Below are 16,181 nucleotides of genomic sequence, written 5' to 3' on the forward strand. Positions count from 1 at the left end.
GGCTTTGAAAGGCTATGAAAAGGTTGTCGGCGTTGTCAGGTTTTAGTTGAAGTTATTTTTCCCTGTCGCTATCACGCCAGCATCGGGTAGGTAAATAGGGCGAAATGAAGCAGGTTGAGGCCAAAATGGGTGGCAATCGCGGCGCCCAGGCCGCCAAAACGATAAGCCAGGCCATAACCGATCCCTGCCAGGCCCGACAGCAGCACCCATTGCCAGCCTGCGCCGACGTGCACCAGGCCGAACAGCAGCGATGTCAGCAGTAACGCCAGGTTGTCGCCGTAACTCAGGTGTTTGAAGTAACGGCTCAGGCCTCCCTGAATGTAGCCACGAAACAGCGCTTCCTCTACCAAGGTCACCAATAAAAGATTATTCAGCACCCACAACCAGGCGTGATCCGGCCATTTCGGTGCCCAGTGGATCATGCCCAGCAACATCGCCCCACCGAGGGCCAGTACCGCGCTCAGCGTCAGACCCAGGGCCGTGGCATAGACCGACAGGCGAAATGATCGCCGGCCGACGATCCAGGGGCAGGCCAGCAGCAGCCAGAATCCGATCAGCGGTTTGTCCTGGTTCAGGTACATGGCAAATGGCGCGGCATCATCGGTCAAGCGTTGCGCAGGGATTGCCCGTCCATTGAAAAAGCCTGGCATCCAATGCAAGGCCAACGCCAGGGCCATGACCACGAACAGAACGTGACCGAGAAACCGGCCGATTGGCATGGGTTGCTGGCGAACGGCATACCCGGCGAACAGCAGTAGCGCGACTGAGATGACGGCGGTCCAGGCCAACTGGCCGTAGGCCAGGGCCAGGCAATAGCCGATGGAAAGCAGGGCCAGGTATGGCCAGGGTAGAGCGGGCATATAACATCCTTTTAGGCGGTAGAGCTTTGGGCGAAAGTGGCCGCCGCGTCTATGACGCTGCCATATCGCGCAAAGAGCACGTTTTGTATCCATGCAGATTTATGCGTAGGGGGGCAGACCGTTGGCTGACTCTGTTCCGTGAGTGCCGGCGGGATTATAGGCAGACCGATACAAAAACGCCGCCTGTTTAGAGGGCGATAACGGTCAGGAAGCCGCAGAACCTGTGGGAGCGAGCTTGCTCGCGATAGGGGCTTGTCAGTCAACATCGATGTTGGCTGATCTACCGCTATCGCGAGCAAGCCCGCTCCTACAGGGGAGGGGCTTGTCTTTCACTGACTTGCATTCGCCATAAGAGGCGGGTCTTTTTAACCGGCAATCAATTGCCGCAACACATAATGAAGAATCCCACCGGCCTTGAAATATTCCACTTCATTCAAGGTGTCGATCCGACACAACACTTCAATCCGCTCCTGGCTGCCGTCCTCGCGGGTGATGACCAGTGGCAGGTTCATGCGCGGCGTCAGTTCGACATCGTTCAGGCCCAGGATGTCCAGGGTTTCCTTGCCCGTGAGGTTCAGGCTCTTGCGGTTCTGGTCGAGCTTGAACTGCAACGGCAGCACGCCCATCCCCACCAGGTTGGAGCGATGGATGCGCTCGAAGCTTTCGGCGATCACCGCCTTGACCCCCAGCAGGTTCGTGCCCTTGGCTGCCCAGTCCCGACTGGATCCGGTGCCATATTCCTGGCCGGCGATCACCACCAGCGGCGTCCCGGCGGCCTGATACGACATGGCGGCGTCATAGATTGGCATTTTTTCGCCGGTGGGGATGTAGATCGTATTGCCGCCTTCTTCGCCACCGAGCATTTCATTGCGAATGCGGATGTTGGCGAAGGTGCCGCGCATCATCACCTGATGGTTACCGCGTCTTGAACCGTAGGAGTTGAAGTCCCGCGGCTCGACGCCCTGCTCGCGCAGATAGCGTCCGGCGGGGCTGTCGGTCTTGATGTTGCCGGCGGGGGAGATGTGGTCGGTGGTCACCGAGTCCCCCAGCAGGGCCAGGACTCGGGCGCCCTCGACATTCTTGACGACCGGTGGCGGCCCGCCGATGTCGTCGAAGAACGGTGGGTGCTGGATGTAGGTCGAGTCGGCCTGCCAGACGTAAGTCGCCGCTTGCGGCACCTCGATGGCCTGCCATTGCTCGTCACCGGCAAACACGGCGGCGTATTCCTTGTGGAACATGCTGGTGTTCACCTGGGCCACGGCCTCGGCCACCTCCCTGCTGCTGGGCCAGATGTCGCGCAGGTACACCGGGTTGCCGTCCCGGTCGTTGCCCAGCGGCTCGCTGCTGATATCGATGCGCACGGTGCCGGCCAGGGCATAGGCGACCACTAGCGGCGGCGAGGCCAGCCAGTTGGTCTTCACCAGCGGATGCACCCGGCCTTCGAAGTTGCGGTTGCCCGACAATACCGAGGCCACGGTCAGATCGGCTTGCTGGATGGCTTTTTCGATCGGCTCCGGTAACGGCCCGGAGTTACCGATGCACGTCGTGCAACCGTAGCCCACCAGGGCGAATCCCAGTTTGTCCAGGTACTCGGTCAGGCCGGCGGCCCTGTAGTAATCGGTGACCACCTTGGAGCCTGGCGCCAGGGAACTCTTGACCCAAGGCTTGCGAGTCAGGCCTTTTTCCACGGCTTTTTTCGCCAGCAGCCCGGCGGCCATCATCACGCTGGGGTTGGAGGTGTTGGTGCAGGAGGTGATGGCGGCGATCACCACCGCGCCGTTTTTCAGGCGGTGGGTGTGGCCTTCGAATTCGTACTCGGTTTCTCCCACCTGGTCGGCGTTGCCCACGGCGACGCCACCGCCACCCTCGCTTTCCAGGCGACCTTCTTCTTTGCTGGTAGGTTTGACTTGCAGCCCCAGGAAGTCACTGAAAGCCTGGCCGACATTGGGCAGCGAAACCCGGTCCTGAGGGCGTTTCGGCCCGGCAAGACTGGCCTCGACGCTGCCCATGTCCAGCTCCAGGGTGTCGGTGAACACCGGTTCCTGGCCGGGCAAGCGCCACAGGCCCTGGGCCTTGCAATAAGCTTCCACCAGTTTCACGGTTTCCGCTGGCCGCCCGGACAGGCGCAAGTAATCCAGGGTCACGTCGTCCACCGGGAAGAAGCCGCAGGTGGCGCCATACTCAGGGGCCATATTGGCGATGGTGGCACGGTCGGCCAGAGGCAGATCGGCAAGGCCATCGCCATAGAACTCGACGAATTTGCCCACCACGCCTTTCTTGCGCAGCATCTGTGTGACGGTCAGCACCAGGTCGGTGGCGGTGATGCCCTCGCGCAGTTTGCCGATGAGCTTGAAGCCGATGACCTCGGGAATCAGCATCGACACGGGCTGGCCAAGCATCGCCGCTTCGGCCTCGATCCCGCCCACACCCCAGCCCAGCACTCCGAGGCCGTTGATCATAGTGGTGTGGGAGTCGGTGCCCACCAGGGTGTCCGGGAAGGCGTAGGTGCGACCGTCTTCTTCGCGGGTCCACACAGTACGGCCCAGGTATTCGAGGTTGACCTGGTGGCAGATGCCAGTGCCCGGCGGCACCACGCTGAAGTTGTCGAAGGCGCTCTGGCCCCAGCGCAGGAAGGCGTAGCGTTCGCCGTTGCGCTGCATTTCGATGTCGACGTTCTGCTCGAACGCCTGGCTGCTGGCGAACTTGTCCACCATCACTGAGTGGTCGATCACCAGGTCCACCGGCGACAGCGGGTTGATCCGCTGAGGGTCGCCCCCGGCCTTTTCCACGGCGGCGCGCATGGCAGCCAGGTCGACCACCGCAGGAACGCCGGTGAAGTCTTGCATCAGCACCCGTGCAGGGCGGTATTGAATTTCGCGGTCGGAACGACGTTCCTTCAGCCAACCGGCCAGGGCTTTGAGGTCGGTGCCGGTGACGGTTTTTTCATCTTCCCAGCGCAGCAGGTTTTCCAGCAGCACTTTGAGCGACATGGGCAGTTTGTCCAAGTCGCCCAGGCTTCGGGCGGCGTCGGGCAGACTGAAGTAATGGTAAGTCCTGGCATCGACTTGCAGCGTTTTAAGGGTTTTCAGGCTATCGAGAGACGGCATTGAAATCACTCCTTTGAGTCCGCACGGCTACGGACTGAGGGGACGGACAGAGCCTTTAACCTAGCCCTGTTTTGAGCGGATGACTAATCACTGGACTCTATGGGCAGGTTCGGGGTTCCGAAGTCCGCTATCATGCGGCGGTTTTCGTGACAGGCTTTGCTACGGAGTTTCAATGAACACGCTTTTCATGCACTGCCGACCAGGCTTCGAAGGCGAGGTCTGCTCCGAGATCGCCGAACATGCCGCCCGGCTTAACGTGGCCGGCTACGCCAAGGCCAAGGCGGCCAGTGCCTGCGCTGAATTTGTCTGCACCGAAGACGACGGCGCCGAGCGGCTGATGGCTGGCCTGCGTTTCGCCGAACTGATTTTTCCGCGCCAATGGGCGCGCGGCACTTTCATCGATTTGCCGGAAACCGACCGCATCAGCGTCATCCTGGCCCACATGGCCGCTTTCCCGACCTGCGGCAGCCTGTGGCTGGAAGTAGTGGACACCAACGACGGCAAGGAACTGTCGAACTTCTGCAAAAAGTTCGAAGGCCCCTTGCGCAAGGCGCTGGTCGGCGCTGGCAAGTTGGTGGACGACCCGCGCAAGCCGCGTCTGCTGCTGACCTTCAAGAGTGGCCGCGAGGTGTTCCTGGGGCTGGCGGAATCCGATAACTCGGCGATGTGGCCCATGGGCATTCCCCGCCTGAAATTTCCACGGGAAGCGCCGAGCCGTTCCACCCTCAAGCTTGAGGAGGCCTGGCACCACTTCATCCCTCGGGATCAGTGGGACGAACGCCTGCACAGCGACATGACCGGCGTGGACCTCGGCGCGGCGCCGGGCGGCTGGACCTGGCAGTTGGTCAACCGTGGCATGCTGGTGACCGCCATCGACAATGGACCGATGGCCGAAAGCCTGATGGACACCGGCCTGGTGCAGCACCTGATGGCGGACGGTTTTACCTTCAAGCCCAAGCAACCGGTGGACTGGATGGTTTGCGACATCGTCGAGAAGCCCGCGCGCAACGCAGCGATGCTCGAAGAATGGATTGGCGAAGGGCATTGCCGTGAGGCAGTGGTCAATCTCAAGCTGCCGATGAAACAACGCTATGCCGAGGTCAAGCGCCTGCTCGAACGCATTGCCGATGGCTTCAAGGCCCGGGGCATCAAGGTCGAGATCGGTTGCAAGCAGCTGTACCACGACCGTGAGGAAGTGACGTGCCATCTGCGACGGTTGGACAGCAAAAAGCCCAAGTCCCGCTAGCGCCCGAAAGGCAATGAAGTCCTCCTGTGGGCGCGAGCTTGCTCGCGATGACGTCGGCACATTCAATATTGATGCAAGCTGACCCACCGCCATCGCGAGTGACCTCGCTCCCACAGGCGTTAAGCCAGAGGGTGACCGAACGCCGACATTGCGCGACAATGCTGGCCAGTTTCAGGAGTAGAGCATGAGTGAAATGAACGACACGCCGGTCGACGGCACGCTGGATGCCACCGGCCTCAATTGCCCGGAACCGGTGATGATGCTGCATCAGCACATCCGCGACCTGGCGCCTGGCGGGCTGCTGAAGGTGATTGCCACCGACCCATCGACCCGCCGCGACATCCCCAAGTTTTGTGTGTTCCTGGACCACGAACTGGTGGCGCAGCAAGAGGAAGCTGGCACTTATCTCTACTGGATCCGCAAGAAACTCGCCTAACCCGTCGAGCGACTGATACGGATCTGCTTGCGCGCACTGCGGGTCAGGCGGATCGACAGCATCAGCGCCGCGCAGCTCAAGCCTACGATCAAGCCCTGCCACAGCCCGCTCGGGCCGCTGGCCGCGCCGAGCCAGTCGGTCAGGCCCAGGGTGTAGCCCACCGGCAGGCCAATGCCCCAGTAGGCGAATAACGTCAGGATCATCGTCACCCGCGTATCCTGGTAACCACGCAACGCGCCCGCCGCCGTGACCTGGATCGCATCGGAAAACTGAAACAGCGCCGCGTAGACGATCAGCATCGACGCCACGTTGATGACCACCGGATCGGCGGTATAGATCGCGGCAATGGGGCCACGCAGGCTGAACATCAAACTCGCCGACAGGCAGGCGTACGCCAGGGCCGTACCCATGCCCACACCCGCTGCGAAGCGTGCTTCACGAGGCTGGCCACGCCCCAGCGCCTGGCCGACCCGAACCGTCACGGCCATGCCCAGGGAGTAGGGGATCATGAACACCAGGGAACTGAAGTTCAGGGCGATCTGGTGCCCGGCCACCACGGTGGCGCCGAGGCTGCCGATCAGCAGCGCGATCACCGCAAAAATACTCGACTCGGCAAACACCGCGATGCCAATCGGCAGGCCGATGCCCAGCAAGCGCTTGATGACCGCCCACTGCGGCCAGTCGAAACGGACGAACAAGCGGCTTGACTGATAGGCCGGTGCCCACCTGGCCCACCCGGCCATGCCCAGGACCATGACCCACATGACGATGGCTGTTGCCCAGCCGCAACCGACGCCGCCCATGGCGGGCACGCCCAGGTGCCCGTAAATGAAGATGTAATTGAGCGGGATGTTCAGCGCCAGCCCACACAAGCCCAACACCATCGCCGGGCGCGTACGACCCAGCCCGTCACTGAAGCAGCGCAGCACGTGATACAGCGCCACCGCCGGCAGGCCGGTGCCGATGCCGTGCAGGTATTCCATGCACGGGCCGATCAGCTCAGGATCGACATTCATGATGTGCAGGATCGGCTCGGCGCAGAACAGCGCCAGTGTCGCGATCAACCCCACCACCAGCGCCAGCCACAGTGCCTGGCGCACCAGCGGGCCGATCTGGTCGAACGTACCGGCACCGAAGCGCTGGGCGACTTTCGGTGTGGTGGCCAGCAGCGTGCCGGTCATCAACAGGAACACCGGCACCCAGATCGAGTTGCCCAATGCCACTGCCGCCAAGTCACGTGGGCCAACGCGACCGGCCATCACCGCATCGACAAAACCCATGGCGGTGGTCGCCAGTTGCGCCACCATGATCGGCAGCGCCAGGGCCAGCAGCGTCCTGAACTCCAGGCGAATCCGGGCAGGGCGGGAGAGGGTGGTGGGGGTGTCGATCACAGGGTTCACAAGGCAAGCGTCCGAAAAGATTAAGCGCAAGGCGGCGGATTCTACGCCTTGACGCGGTGGTCAGGAAAAAACCTGTGTTGTGGATTTGTAATCGTTCAACTGGCTTGCGAATACTTTGTGGCGAGGGGATTTATCCCCGCTCGACTGCGCAACAGTCGTAAAGTCGCAGGGGGGGGCTGCGTACCCAACGGGGATAAATCTCCTCGCCACAACATCATTCGTTTCGGGTAATGCACAGGCCCAACGGAACGCCTACACTGCCCACCCGGCCAAAGGAGCTCTGCCATGCTGATCGTCGCTGACGAAAACATTCCCCTGCTTGATGCGTTTTTCCAAGGTTTCGGCGAAATCCGCCGAGTACCCGGGCGGGGCATCGACCGGGCGATGGTCGAGCAGGCCGATGTGCTGTTGGTGCGTTCGGTCAGCCAGGTCAATCGGGCGCTGCTGGAAGGCAGCAAGGTGCGCTTCGTCGGCACCTGCACCATTGGCACCGATCACCTGGACCTGGATTATTTCGCCGAGGCCGGCATCCGCTGGGCCAGTGCGCCGGGCTGCAATGCCCGTGGCGTGGTGGACTATGTGCTGGGCAGCCTGATGACCCTGGCTGAAATCGAAGGCGCGGACCTCAAGCAACGCACCTTCGGCGTAGTCGGTGCCGGCCAGGTGGGCGGGCGGCTGATCGAGGTGCTCAAGGGGCTTGGCTGGGCCGTGAAAGTCTGCGACCCACCGCGTCAGGCCGCCGAGGGGGGCGATTACGTAAGCCTGGAGCAGATCATCGAACAGTGCGACGTCATCAGCCTGCACACCCCGTTGACCCGCGACGGTGAGCAACCGACCTGGCACTTGTTCGACGAAGCGCGTCTGAACCAGCTCAAGCCCGGCACCTGGCTGATCAACGCGGCTCGCGGACCGGTGATCGATAATGCGGCCCTGCGTGAGGTGCTGCTGGAGCGTGAAGACCTGCAAGCGGTACTGGATGTCTGGGAGCAGGAGCCGACCGTGGATGTCGACCTGGCGGACCTGTGCGTGATCGCCACGCCGCACATTGCCGGTTACAGCCTCGATGGCCGCCAGCGTGGCACGGCGCAGATCTATGAAGCCTTGTGCGGTTTTCTGGATCAGCCAGTTGAAGTCAGCCTCAGCGACTTGCTGCCGCGACCCTGGTTGGGCGGTATTACCCTGGACGCCGAAACCGACCCGGCCTGGGCCCTGGCGACGCTGTGCCGTGGCGTGTACGACCCGCGCCGTGACGACGCGGACTTTCGTCGCAGCCTGGTGGGGACGGTCGGCGAGCAGCGCAGTGCCTTCGATGCCCTGCGCAAGCACTATCCGCCACGCCGGGAAATCGACAGCTTGAAGGTTCGCATCGAAGGGGCGTGCCCGGCCTTGCAACAGATCGTTATCGCGCTGGGTGCGACTATCGTCTAGAGGCCGCCTTTGTGGCGAGGCCAGGGATCGCTGGCAGCCTCGTCCTTTCAGGCATAAAAAACCCGACATCAGGGTCGGGTCCAATTGAAGACGGGCTGTATCACTTTTGTTCGGCAGGTTTGACCAGTCGTTTCTCCAGTTCGCTGCACGCCTTCTGGATCATGTCTTCAGTGATCGGTACTTCGCGTCCTTGGGCATCGATGAACGAGCAGCCCAGGGACTGGTCCGGTTGTGTGCGGATCACTTGAATCTTGTCGTCGCTGCTGTGTTGCAAGGACATGGCCTGTCTCCTCATCAGGTTGTGTGCCTACTTTAATGTCGCCAGGTGACCGAGCCATGACACTCCTTGTAGGTTCATGGCGACAGCTCCACTCAATCAGAAACACAGTTGCGTTTCCAGTCAGACTTTAGACCGATAACATCTAGCCCCTAGTCGTTGCGGTCATATTTAACCTGACTCATTCTGATTCACGATGGTTCCGCTACGCTTCGTTGTCGCTGGTCGGCCTTTTCCTGCTGCATTATCGGATGTCCTTGATGCTCTCTTCCCAACAACGCCGGGCCATTCGCCTGGCCACTGGTTTCATTGCCCCTTATCGCAAGCAGGTAGTGGGTGCTTTACTGGCGCTGATTGTTACCGCCGGGATTACTTTGTCCATGGGCCAAGGCATTCGGTTGCTAGTGGATCAGGGCTTCATGACCCGTTCCCCGCACCTGCTCAATCAGTCCATCGGCCTGTTCATGGTGCTGGTGGTGGGCCTGGCGATCGGGACGTTTTCCCGTTTCTACCTGGTGTCGTGGATCGGCGAGCGGGTGGTGGCCGATATCCGCCGGCAAGTCTTCAATCACCTGGTGTACTTGCACCCGGGCTTCTACGAAAACAATCGCAGTTCGGAGATCCAGTCGCGCCTGACCGCCGACACGACGCTGTTGCAGTCGGTGATCGGTTCGTCGCTGTCGTTGTTTTTACGCAATGCGTTGATGGTGATTGGCGGCATCGTGCTGCTGTTCATCACCAATCCTAAGCTCACCAGCATTGTCGTGATCGCTTTGCCGCTGGTGTTGGCGCCGATCCTGGTGTTCGGCCGGCGGGTGCGCAGCCTGTCGCGCCAGAGCCAGGACCGCATTGCCGACGTCGGCAGCTATGTCTCCGAAACCTTGGGCCAGATCAAAACCGTGCAGGCCTACAATCATCAGGTCCAGGACGAACAACGTTTTTCCGTGACGGTGGAGCAGGCCTTTGACACCGCTCGCAAGCGCATCGCCCAGCGGGCCTGGCTGATCACCCTGGTGATCGTGCTGGTGCTGGGGGCGGTGGGCGTGATGCTCTGGGTCGGCGGCATGGATGTGATCGCCGGGCGGATTTCCGGTGGTGAGCTGGCGGCTTTCGTGTTCTACAGCCTGATCGTCGGCAGTGCCTTTGGCACCCTGAGCGAAGTGATCGGTGAGTTGCAACGAGCGGCCGGCGCGGCCGAGCGCATTGCCGAATTGCTCCGTTCGCAAAACATCATCCAGGCGCCGACCTCAGGCCTCGTGACGTTGCCTGAGCGGGTCCGGGGCGATCTGCGCCTTGAAGGCGTGCGTTTTTCCTATCCTTCCCGACCCGACAGCTACGCGGTCGATGGCCTCGACCTGACCATCCACGCAGGCGAGACCCTTGCCCTGGTTGGACCTTCCGGCGCCGGTAAGTCAACGGTGTATGACCTGCTGCTGCGGTTCTACGACCCGGTACAAGGGCAGATTTTCATCGACGAGGTGCCGCTGACCCAACTTGATCCGCTGGACCTGCGTCGCCATTTCGCCCTGGTCTCGCAAAACCCGGCGCTGTTTTTCGGCACGGTCGAAGAGAACATCCGCTATGGCAACCCTGGCGCGACGTCCGAGCAGGTGCGTGAGGCGGCGCAGATCGCCCACGCCCACGACTTCATCGAAAAAATGCCCGACGGCTACCAGACCCACCTGGGCGACGGTGGCCTCGGGTTGTCCGGCGGCCAACGCCAGCGCCTGGCCATCGCCCGGGCGCTGCTGGTGGACGCACCGATCCTGCTACTGGACGAAGCCACCAGCGCCCTCGACGCGCAAAGTGAACACCTGATCCAGCAAGCCTTGCCCAACCTGATGAAAAACCGCACCACCCTGGTCATCGCCCACCGCTTGGCCACGGTGAAGAACGCCGACCGGATTGCTGTGATGGACCAGGGCAAAGTGGTTGCCGTGGGTACCCATCAGGAGCTGGTTGCCAGCAACCCGTTATATGCGCGGTTGGCGGCGTTGCAGTTCAATGTGGGCCTGGAGTCGGCAACTGACTGAGGACTGTGCGCTCCCACAAGGTCCAGTAACCGACCAAGTAATCGAGCAAAAAAATGCCCGCATCTTTCGATACGGGCATTTTGCTTTCAGGAGCAGCTTGTCGCTAACACTCACTGATCATCGAAGTACCGCTCATGCCAGTCCACCAGCGGTTGCGGTGAGTTGAGCTTCTGGCCGTAGATCACCGAGTATGACAACACGTTCTGCACATATTGGCGGGTTTCGTCGAACGGGATGCTTTCGACCCATACGTCGAAGCTCAGGTGATCGGCGCCACGCAGCCACTGGCGCACTCGAGCGGGGCCGGCGTTGTAGGCGGCGGAGGCCAGCACACGGTTGCCGTTGAACTGGCTGTGGACCTGGCTCAGGTAAGCCGCGCCGAGCTGGATGTTCTTGTCGGGGTTCAACACTTGCTGCGGCGAGGCCAGGGGAATGTTGAATTTGCGCGCTGTGTCCTTGGCGGTGCCGGGCATCAACTGCATCAGGCCGGCGGCGCCGACGCCAGAGCGGGCGTCGTCCATGAAGGCGCTTTCCTGGCGGGTGATGGCGAACACCCAGCTTGAGTGCAGGCCGCGGACCTTGGCTTCACGCACCAGGGTTTCGCGGTGGGCCATCGGGAAGCGGATATCCAGGTCGTCCCAGTATTTGGCCTGGCTGATGGTGCGAATGGCCGGGAAATACCACTTCAGGTCATAGGCCAGCTTCGCCTGGGCGACCATTTCGTCCCGGTTGAAATGACGGCTGACGTGATACCACTCACGGCGTCCGTCGACGATTTCCCCGCGGGCATGAAACTCCAGGGCCCGACGTACTCCCGGCGTATTGCGAACCTTGTTGATCAGCGCCTGGCTCATCACCAGCGGCTGGTTAACCAATGAGTATGGCGACTGGGAACGGTCGGCGGCGAGGAAACCATAGAAGTCTCGTTCGCGGGCCAGATGCTTGTAGAGCGTCAGCGCTTCGGGATTCTGTGGCTGTGCCAACTCCAGCGTGCGGGCCTGCCAGTAGCGCCAGCGGTTGGTGGTGGCCAGCGACTCGGGCAGGCGACGGGTCAACTGGTAGGCGTCATCCCAGCGGGCCAGGCGTAGCAGCAGGCGCAGGCGCCACTCCGAAACGGTGTCATCCCGCAGTTCCGGGTCGTATTTGGTCATCACGTCCAGGGCGCGACCGTCGAAGCGCTTGGCCAGGGTCAGGCCGATTTCCCGGGCAATCGCGACTTTTTCATCCCGGGAGAAATGCATGGTGCTGGCATAGCCGTCCAGCAACGCCATGGCTTTGTCCGGGTCCTGGCGGGCCAGGCGGCGCAAGCCGAGACTGACGATATCGGACATCGGCTCATCGGCGGGGATGAAGCGCGATGGTTGATTGAGCAGTTCGGGCTTTTGCGCGACGTCCACCAGCAGTTTGCCGCGGGGGGCGAGGGTGGTCAGGCCGCTGGCCAGGCTGTTGGCCAATGGATAATTACGTGCCTGGGCGGCCAGTTTCGCCCGCTCCCAGCGCTTCTGTTCGGTCAACTGGCCCTGGGATGCCCACAGGCCGAACAACGCATCGCAGGCCTGCGGTTGGGATTTTCCGGTGAGCCACAACTTCTCGGTGTTGGCGTAACCTTCGGCCTTCAGCCCGTGGGTGAGCTGGTACTGGGCGTTGAGGCAGTCCAATTCGGTAAAATTGAGCTTGGGATCGTAGTACTTGACGAAGGTGTCCCAGTCGCCACGCTCGGTCAGCCAGCGCAACCAGCGCAGCTTCATCCAGTTGGCCTGGGGCAGGTCGCCGTGCTCGGCGAGGAATTTCTCGATCTCGGCGTTGCTCGCCGTCTTTAGGCGGGCGGTCAATTCGTCATAGGCCAGGTACGGCTCCAGCGGGTAATCGCGCAAGGCCTGGCTGTAGCGGAAGTAAGGGCCGGAATCACCCTTGGCCAAGGCGCGCTTGGCCTCGTCGTAATACTGGCGCTGGGTTGAAATATCCACCGCCTGAGCGGTTTGAACGGCAGTGGCACAGATGAAAAGGCAAGATATGGCACTGAAAAGGCGACTGCGCATGATACGTCCGGGCAGAAAAAACATGACAAGCCCAAGGGTTAACCCAGGGTAACTGTCTGTAGCTTAGCCTTTTGCCAGCAACCGGCGAAAGCTTTGCAGGGCCGTCTACGCAAGTTCGCAAGATTTGTTGTGCAGAGTGCTTCGGTGACGAAATTGGCGGACTCCTGAGGCCGCATCTCAGGTAGAATGCGCGCCCGGTTTTTGGAGAAGCTCATGACCCTGCTCAAATTCAGCGATGTGTCCCTTGCTTTCGGCGCTATGCCGTTGTTGGACAAGGTGTCCTGGCAGATCGCCCGTGGTGAGCGGGTGTGCATCATCGGTCGCAACGGCACTGGCAAATCCAGCATGATGAAGCTGGTCAAGGGCGATCAGAAGCCCGATGACGGCTCGGTCTGGCGCGCGCCAGGCCTGAAAATCGGCGAATTGCCCCAGGAACTGCCGGTGGCCGACGAGCGGACCGTGTTCGACGTGGTCGCCGAAGGCCTGGACGGTGTCGGCGCGCTGCTGGCCGAGTATCACCACCTGAGCCAGAACATCGTCACCGACGCTGACCTGGACAAGTTGATGCACGTGCAGCACGACCTCGAAGCCCGCGATGGCTGGCGTCTGCAGCAACTGGTCGACAGCACCCTGAGCCGCTTGCAACTGCCGGCCGACAAGACCCTCGCCGAGTTGTCCGGCGGCTGGCGTCGCCGCGTCCTGCTGGCCCAGGCCCTGGTGTCCGAGCCAGACCTGTTGCTGCTCGACGAACCGACCAACCACCTGGATATCGGCGCCATCGCCTGGCTTGAAGAAGCCTTGAAGGATTTCCAGGGGGCGGTGCTGTTCATCACCCACGACCGTTCTTTCCTGCAAAACCTGGCGACCCGCATCCTCGAACTGGACCGCGGCGGCCTGATTGACTGGAACGGCGACTACGCCAGCTTTCTGGTGCACAAGGAAGCGGCGCTGGCGGCGGAAGAAACCGCTAACGCGCTGTTCGATAAGAAACTGGCCCAGGAAGAAGTCTGGATTCGCCAGGGTATCAAGGCGCGCCGTACCCGCAACGAAGGTCGCGTACGGGCGCTCAAGGCCTTGCGCATGGAACGCAGTGAGCGTCGCGAGCGCACCGGCAAGGCCAACATTCAGTTGGATACCGCTGACAAGTCCGGCAAGCAAGTAATGGTGCTTGAGAACGTGAGTTTCGCGCACCCTGGCGGCCCGTTCCTGATCAAGGACTTTTCCATGGTGCTGCAGCGTGGCGATCGCATCGGCCTGCTGGGCGCCAACGGTACCGGCAAGACCACCTTGCTCAAGCTGATGCTCGGCGGCCTGGTACCGACCAGCGGCACGGTGGAAGAGGGCACGAAGATCGACGTCGCCTACTTCGACCAGTTACGCCATCAGCTGGACCTGGAAAAGACAGTGATCGACAACGTTGCCGAAGGTCGCGATTTCATCGATATCGATGGCCAGAGCCGCCATGTTCTGAGCTACCTTGGCGATTTCCTCTTCAGCCCCCAGCGTGCCCGTACGCCGGTCAAGGCGCTGTCCGGTGGTGAGCGTGCTCGTCTGTTGCTCGCCAAGCTGTTCAGCAAGCCGGCGAACCTGCTGGTACTCGACGAACCGACCAACGACCTGGACGTGGAAACCCTCGAGCTGCTGGAAGAGGTGCTGTTGACCTTCAATGGCACCGTGCTGATGGTCAGCCACGACCGGGCATTCCTCGACAACGTGGTCACCAGCACCCTGGTGTTCGAAGGCGAAGGCCTGGTTCGCGAATACGTGGGTGGTTATCAGGATTGGCTGCGCCAGGGCGGTTCGCCGCGTCTTCTGGGAGTGACCGAGAGCAAGTCCGGCAAGGCCGACCTGAATTCGGCCGTGGTCAAGGCCGAGCCTGCCCCGGTTGCCGCTGCGGCGGCCCCGGCGAAAAAGAAGCTCAGCTACAAGTTGCAGCGCGAGCTGGAAGCGTTGCCGGGTGATATCGACGCGAAGGAACAGCAGATCGCAGCGGTGGAGGCCGAAATGGCCGATTCCGGGTTCTACCAGCGGCCCGCCACCGAAACCGCCAAGGTGATCGCGCACCTGGAGCAGTTGCAGGCCGAGTTGGATGCACTGGTCGAGCGCTGGGCTGAACTGGACGCTTGATCTGCCGGTGCAAGGAATCCCGGCATTCAGCGATGAATGTCGGGATTTCTATTTGAAAACGCTATGCCTTGTGGGCGCGAGCCTGCTCGCTCCCCCAGGGTTAGGTTTTATGTGCGCTTGACCAGATGCACCGCCAGCACATCGCAAGGCGCGCCGTGCAATACATCGTTGGCGGTAGAGCCCAGCAACAGGGCCAAGCCGTGGCGGCCATGGCTGCCGACGACGATCAGGTCGCAGCCCTGTTCCTTGGCCAGGTGATGGATCTCCTGGCGTGGCTGGCCGTAGGTCAGGTGGCAGTTTTCCTTTTTCAGGTCGGGGTACTTCACGATCAATCGGTCCAGGCGCTCCTTGGCTTGATCGAATTGTTGTTGCTGCAACTGGGAAAGGTCCATCGGCACGTCACCGCCGAAAGCCATGGCCATGGGTTCGACGATATGCACCAGCGACAGTTTGGTGTCTCTGTCGTCGCACAGAGCGCGAGCACGCTTGACGACGGGATCGCATTCTTCAGTGAGGTCGACGGCGACCAGGATGTGTTGGTAGTACATGGGAAACACTCCAGAGAATTGCGATACGGTAAGTATGGCTGGTTTCAAGCGCATTGACGGCGACGCGGGTCAACGTTCAATGGGCTCATCAGAATTCGGGAATACGAATATGACGGTCTGGATAGTGGTGTCAATCCTGTTGGTGGTGTTAAGCCCCCTGGCATGGTTGCGGCCGTCGCGTGTCCAAAGCGGTCGCATGGCCTTGCGCATGGAGGCGCGGCGCCTTGGGCTGGCCATGCAACTGGCGCCGCAGGAGTGGCCGCACTGGCTAGGACAGCAGCCTCCAAACCCCTGTGCGCAGTACCACCGGCCCCGGCGCGGCAAGCAACCGGCGGTCTGGAGTTATTGGCAGACTGCGCCGGGCGTGTGGGTCAACCAATGGCGGGAAGTCTGTCAGGAGGAGGCATTGCTCAATCATTTCGAAAAATTGCCGGCTAACGTCTACAAGGTCGAAGCCGACCGGCAAATGATCGCCTTGTATTGGGGCGAGAAGGGTGAAGCCAGTGTTTTGCAGGACATTGCCGAGGTTTTGAAGGCGCTGGCCTGAATCTTCTGGCCTGAACTCTCCGGTAGGCGCTGTCGAGCCAAGCGAGGTTGCGATCTTTCTACGCTCGATTGAGTCTCAAGTGAAAATCAAAGATCGCAGCCTTCGGCAGTTCCTACGGGCATAAAAAAGCCCG

The 16,181-nt window shown here is 61.4% G+C and carries 12 protein-coding genes; 6 read left to right on the forward strand and 6 right to left on the reverse strand.

Annotated elements, in window-relative coordinates; all coding sequences use genetic code 11:
• Positions 1-71 precede the first annotated feature (71 nt).
• Positions 72-860, reverse strand: coding sequence for a CPBP family intramembrane glutamic endopeptidase (locus J9870_RS09525; protein ID WP_210643662.1), 789 nt, complete (start codon positions 858-860; stop codon positions 72-74).
• 365 nt (positions 861-1,225) lie between these two features.
• Positions 1,226-3,967, reverse strand: coding sequence for an aconitate hydratase AcnA (gene acnA, locus J9870_RS09530; RefSeq protein ID WP_210643663.1), 2,742 nt, complete (start codon positions 3,965-3,967; stop codon positions 1,226-1,228).
• 172 nt (positions 3,968-4,139) lie between these two features.
• Between acnA and rlmM the strand changes: the two genes are divergently transcribed.
• A complete protein-coding gene (gene rlmM, locus J9870_RS09535; protein ID WP_210643664.1) occupies positions 4,140-5,213 on the forward strand; it encodes a 23S rRNA (cytidine(2498)-2'-O)-methyltransferase RlmM in 1,074 nt (357 codons plus the stop codon).
• A gap of 184 nt (positions 5,214-5,397) precedes the next feature.
• Positions 5,398-5,649 carry a sulfurtransferase TusA gene (gene tusA / locus J9870_RS09540; RefSeq protein ID WP_003183455.1) on the forward strand — a complete coding sequence of 84 codons (252 nt, stop codon included), beginning with the start codon at positions 5,398-5,400 and terminating at the stop codon, positions 5,647-5,649.
• Here tusA and J9870_RS09545 read toward each other — a convergent pair.
• A complete protein-coding gene (locus tag J9870_RS09545) occupies positions 5,646-7,049 on the reverse strand; it encodes an MATE family efflux transporter (RefSeq protein WP_281728961.1) in 1,404 nt (467 codons plus the stop codon). The genes tusA and J9870_RS09545 overlap by 4 nt on opposite strands.
• A 285-nt stretch (positions 7,050-7,334) precedes the next feature.
• Here J9870_RS09545 and pdxB point away from each other — a divergent pair, with 285 nt between their 5' ends.
• Positions 7,335-8,477 carry a 4-phosphoerythronate dehydrogenase PdxB gene (pdxB, locus tag J9870_RS09550; protein WP_210643665.1) on the forward strand — a complete coding sequence of 381 codons (1,143 nt, stop codon included), beginning with the start codon at positions 7,335-7,337 and terminating at the stop codon, positions 8,475-8,477.
• Between the two features lie 100 nt (positions 8,478-8,577).
• Here pdxB and J9870_RS09555 read toward each other — a convergent pair whose 3' ends face one another.
• Positions 8,578-8,757, reverse strand: coding sequence for a PA1571 family protein (locus J9870_RS09555; RefSeq protein ID WP_003199629.1), 180 nt, complete (start codon positions 8,755-8,757; stop codon positions 8,578-8,580).
• Between the two features lie 257 nt (positions 8,758-9,014).
• Here J9870_RS09555 and J9870_RS09560 point away from each other — a divergent pair, with 257 nt between their 5' ends.
• Entirely contained in the window at positions 9,015-10,787 is a 1,773-nt protein-coding gene (locus J9870_RS09560; protein WP_210643666.1) for an ABC transporter transmembrane domain-containing protein, read from the forward strand.
• 110 nt (positions 10,788-10,897) lie between these two features.
• Here the strand turns inward: J9870_RS09560 and J9870_RS09565 are convergent, their stop codons facing one another.
• Complete coding sequence (locus tag J9870_RS09565) at positions 10,898-12,826, reverse strand: transglycosylase SLT domain-containing protein (RefSeq protein WP_210643667.1); 1,929 nt, start codon at positions 12,824-12,826, stop codon at positions 10,898-10,900.
• Positions 12,827-13,039: 213 nt separating this feature from the next.
• Between J9870_RS09565 and J9870_RS09570 the strand changes: the two genes are divergently transcribed.
• Positions 13,040-14,953, forward strand: a complete 1,914-nt coding sequence (locus tag J9870_RS09570; RefSeq protein WP_210643668.1) for an ATP-binding cassette domain-containing protein — start codon at positions 13,040-13,042, stop codon at positions 14,951-14,953.
• A gap of 107 nt (positions 14,954-15,060) precedes the next feature.
• Here J9870_RS09570 and J9870_RS09575 read toward each other — a convergent pair whose 3' ends face one another.
• Positions 15,061-15,501 (reverse strand): universal stress protein, encoded by a 441-nt coding sequence (locus tag J9870_RS09575; protein WP_210643669.1) that lies wholly within the window; start codon positions 15,499-15,501, stop codon positions 15,061-15,063.
• 109 nt (positions 15,502-15,610) lie between these two features.
• Here J9870_RS09575 and J9870_RS09580 point away from each other — a divergent pair, with 109 nt between their 5' ends.
• On the forward strand, positions 15,611-16,048 hold the full coding sequence (locus J9870_RS09580) for a hypothetical protein (protein WP_210643670.1): 438 nt from the start codon (positions 15,611-15,613) through the stop codon (positions 16,046-16,048).
• Positions 16,049-16,181 lie beyond the last annotated feature (133 nt).

Origin of the sequence: Pseudomonas sp. Tri1 (assembly GCF_017968885.1) — a bacterium.
Classification (GTDB): Bacteria; Pseudomonadota; Gammaproteobacteria; order Pseudomonadales; family Pseudomonadaceae; genus Aquipseudomonas.

Bases quoted from the DNA above. Each gene is read 5' to 3' on its own strand.
- J9870_RS09560 (WP_210643666.1), top strand. From the start codon at position 9,015: ATGCTCTCTTCCCAACAACGCCGGGCCATTCGCCTGGCCACTGGTTTC.
- pdxB (WP_210643665.1), top strand. From the start codon at position 7,335: ATGCTGATCGTCGCTGACGAAAACATTCCCCTGCTTGATGCGTTTTTC.
- J9870_RS09570 (WP_210643668.1), top strand. From the start codon at position 13,040: ATGACCCTGCTCAAATTCAGCGATGTGTCCCTTGCTTTCGGCGCTATG.
- J9870_RS09525 (WP_210643662.1), bottom strand. From the start codon at position 860: ATGCCCGCTCTACCCTGGCCATACCTGGCCCTGCTTTCCATCGGCTAT.
- J9870_RS09575 (WP_210643669.1), bottom strand. From the start codon at position 15,501: ATGTACTACCAACACATCCTGGTCGCCGTCGACCTCACTGAAGAATGC.
- J9870_RS09565 (WP_210643667.1), bottom strand. From the start codon at position 12,826: ATGCGCAGTCGCCTTTTCAGTGCCATATCTTGCCTTTTCATCTGTGCC.
- tusA (WP_003183455.1), top strand. From the start codon at position 5,398: ATGAGTGAAATGAACGACACGCCGGTCGACGGCACGCTGGATGCCACC.
- J9870_RS09555 (WP_003199629.1), bottom strand. From the start codon at position 8,757: ATGTCCTTGCAACACAGCAGCGACGACAAGATTCAAGTGATCCGCACA.
- J9870_RS09580 (WP_210643670.1), top strand. From the start codon at position 15,611: ATGACGGTCTGGATAGTGGTGTCAATCCTGTTGGTGGTGTTAAGCCCC.
- rlmM (WP_210643664.1), top strand. From the start codon at position 4,140: ATGAACACGCTTTTCATGCACTGCCGACCAGGCTTCGAAGGCGAGGTC.
- acnA (WP_210643663.1), bottom strand. From the start codon at position 3,967: ATGCCGTCTCTCGATAGCCTGAAAACCCTTAAAACGCTGCAAGTCGAT.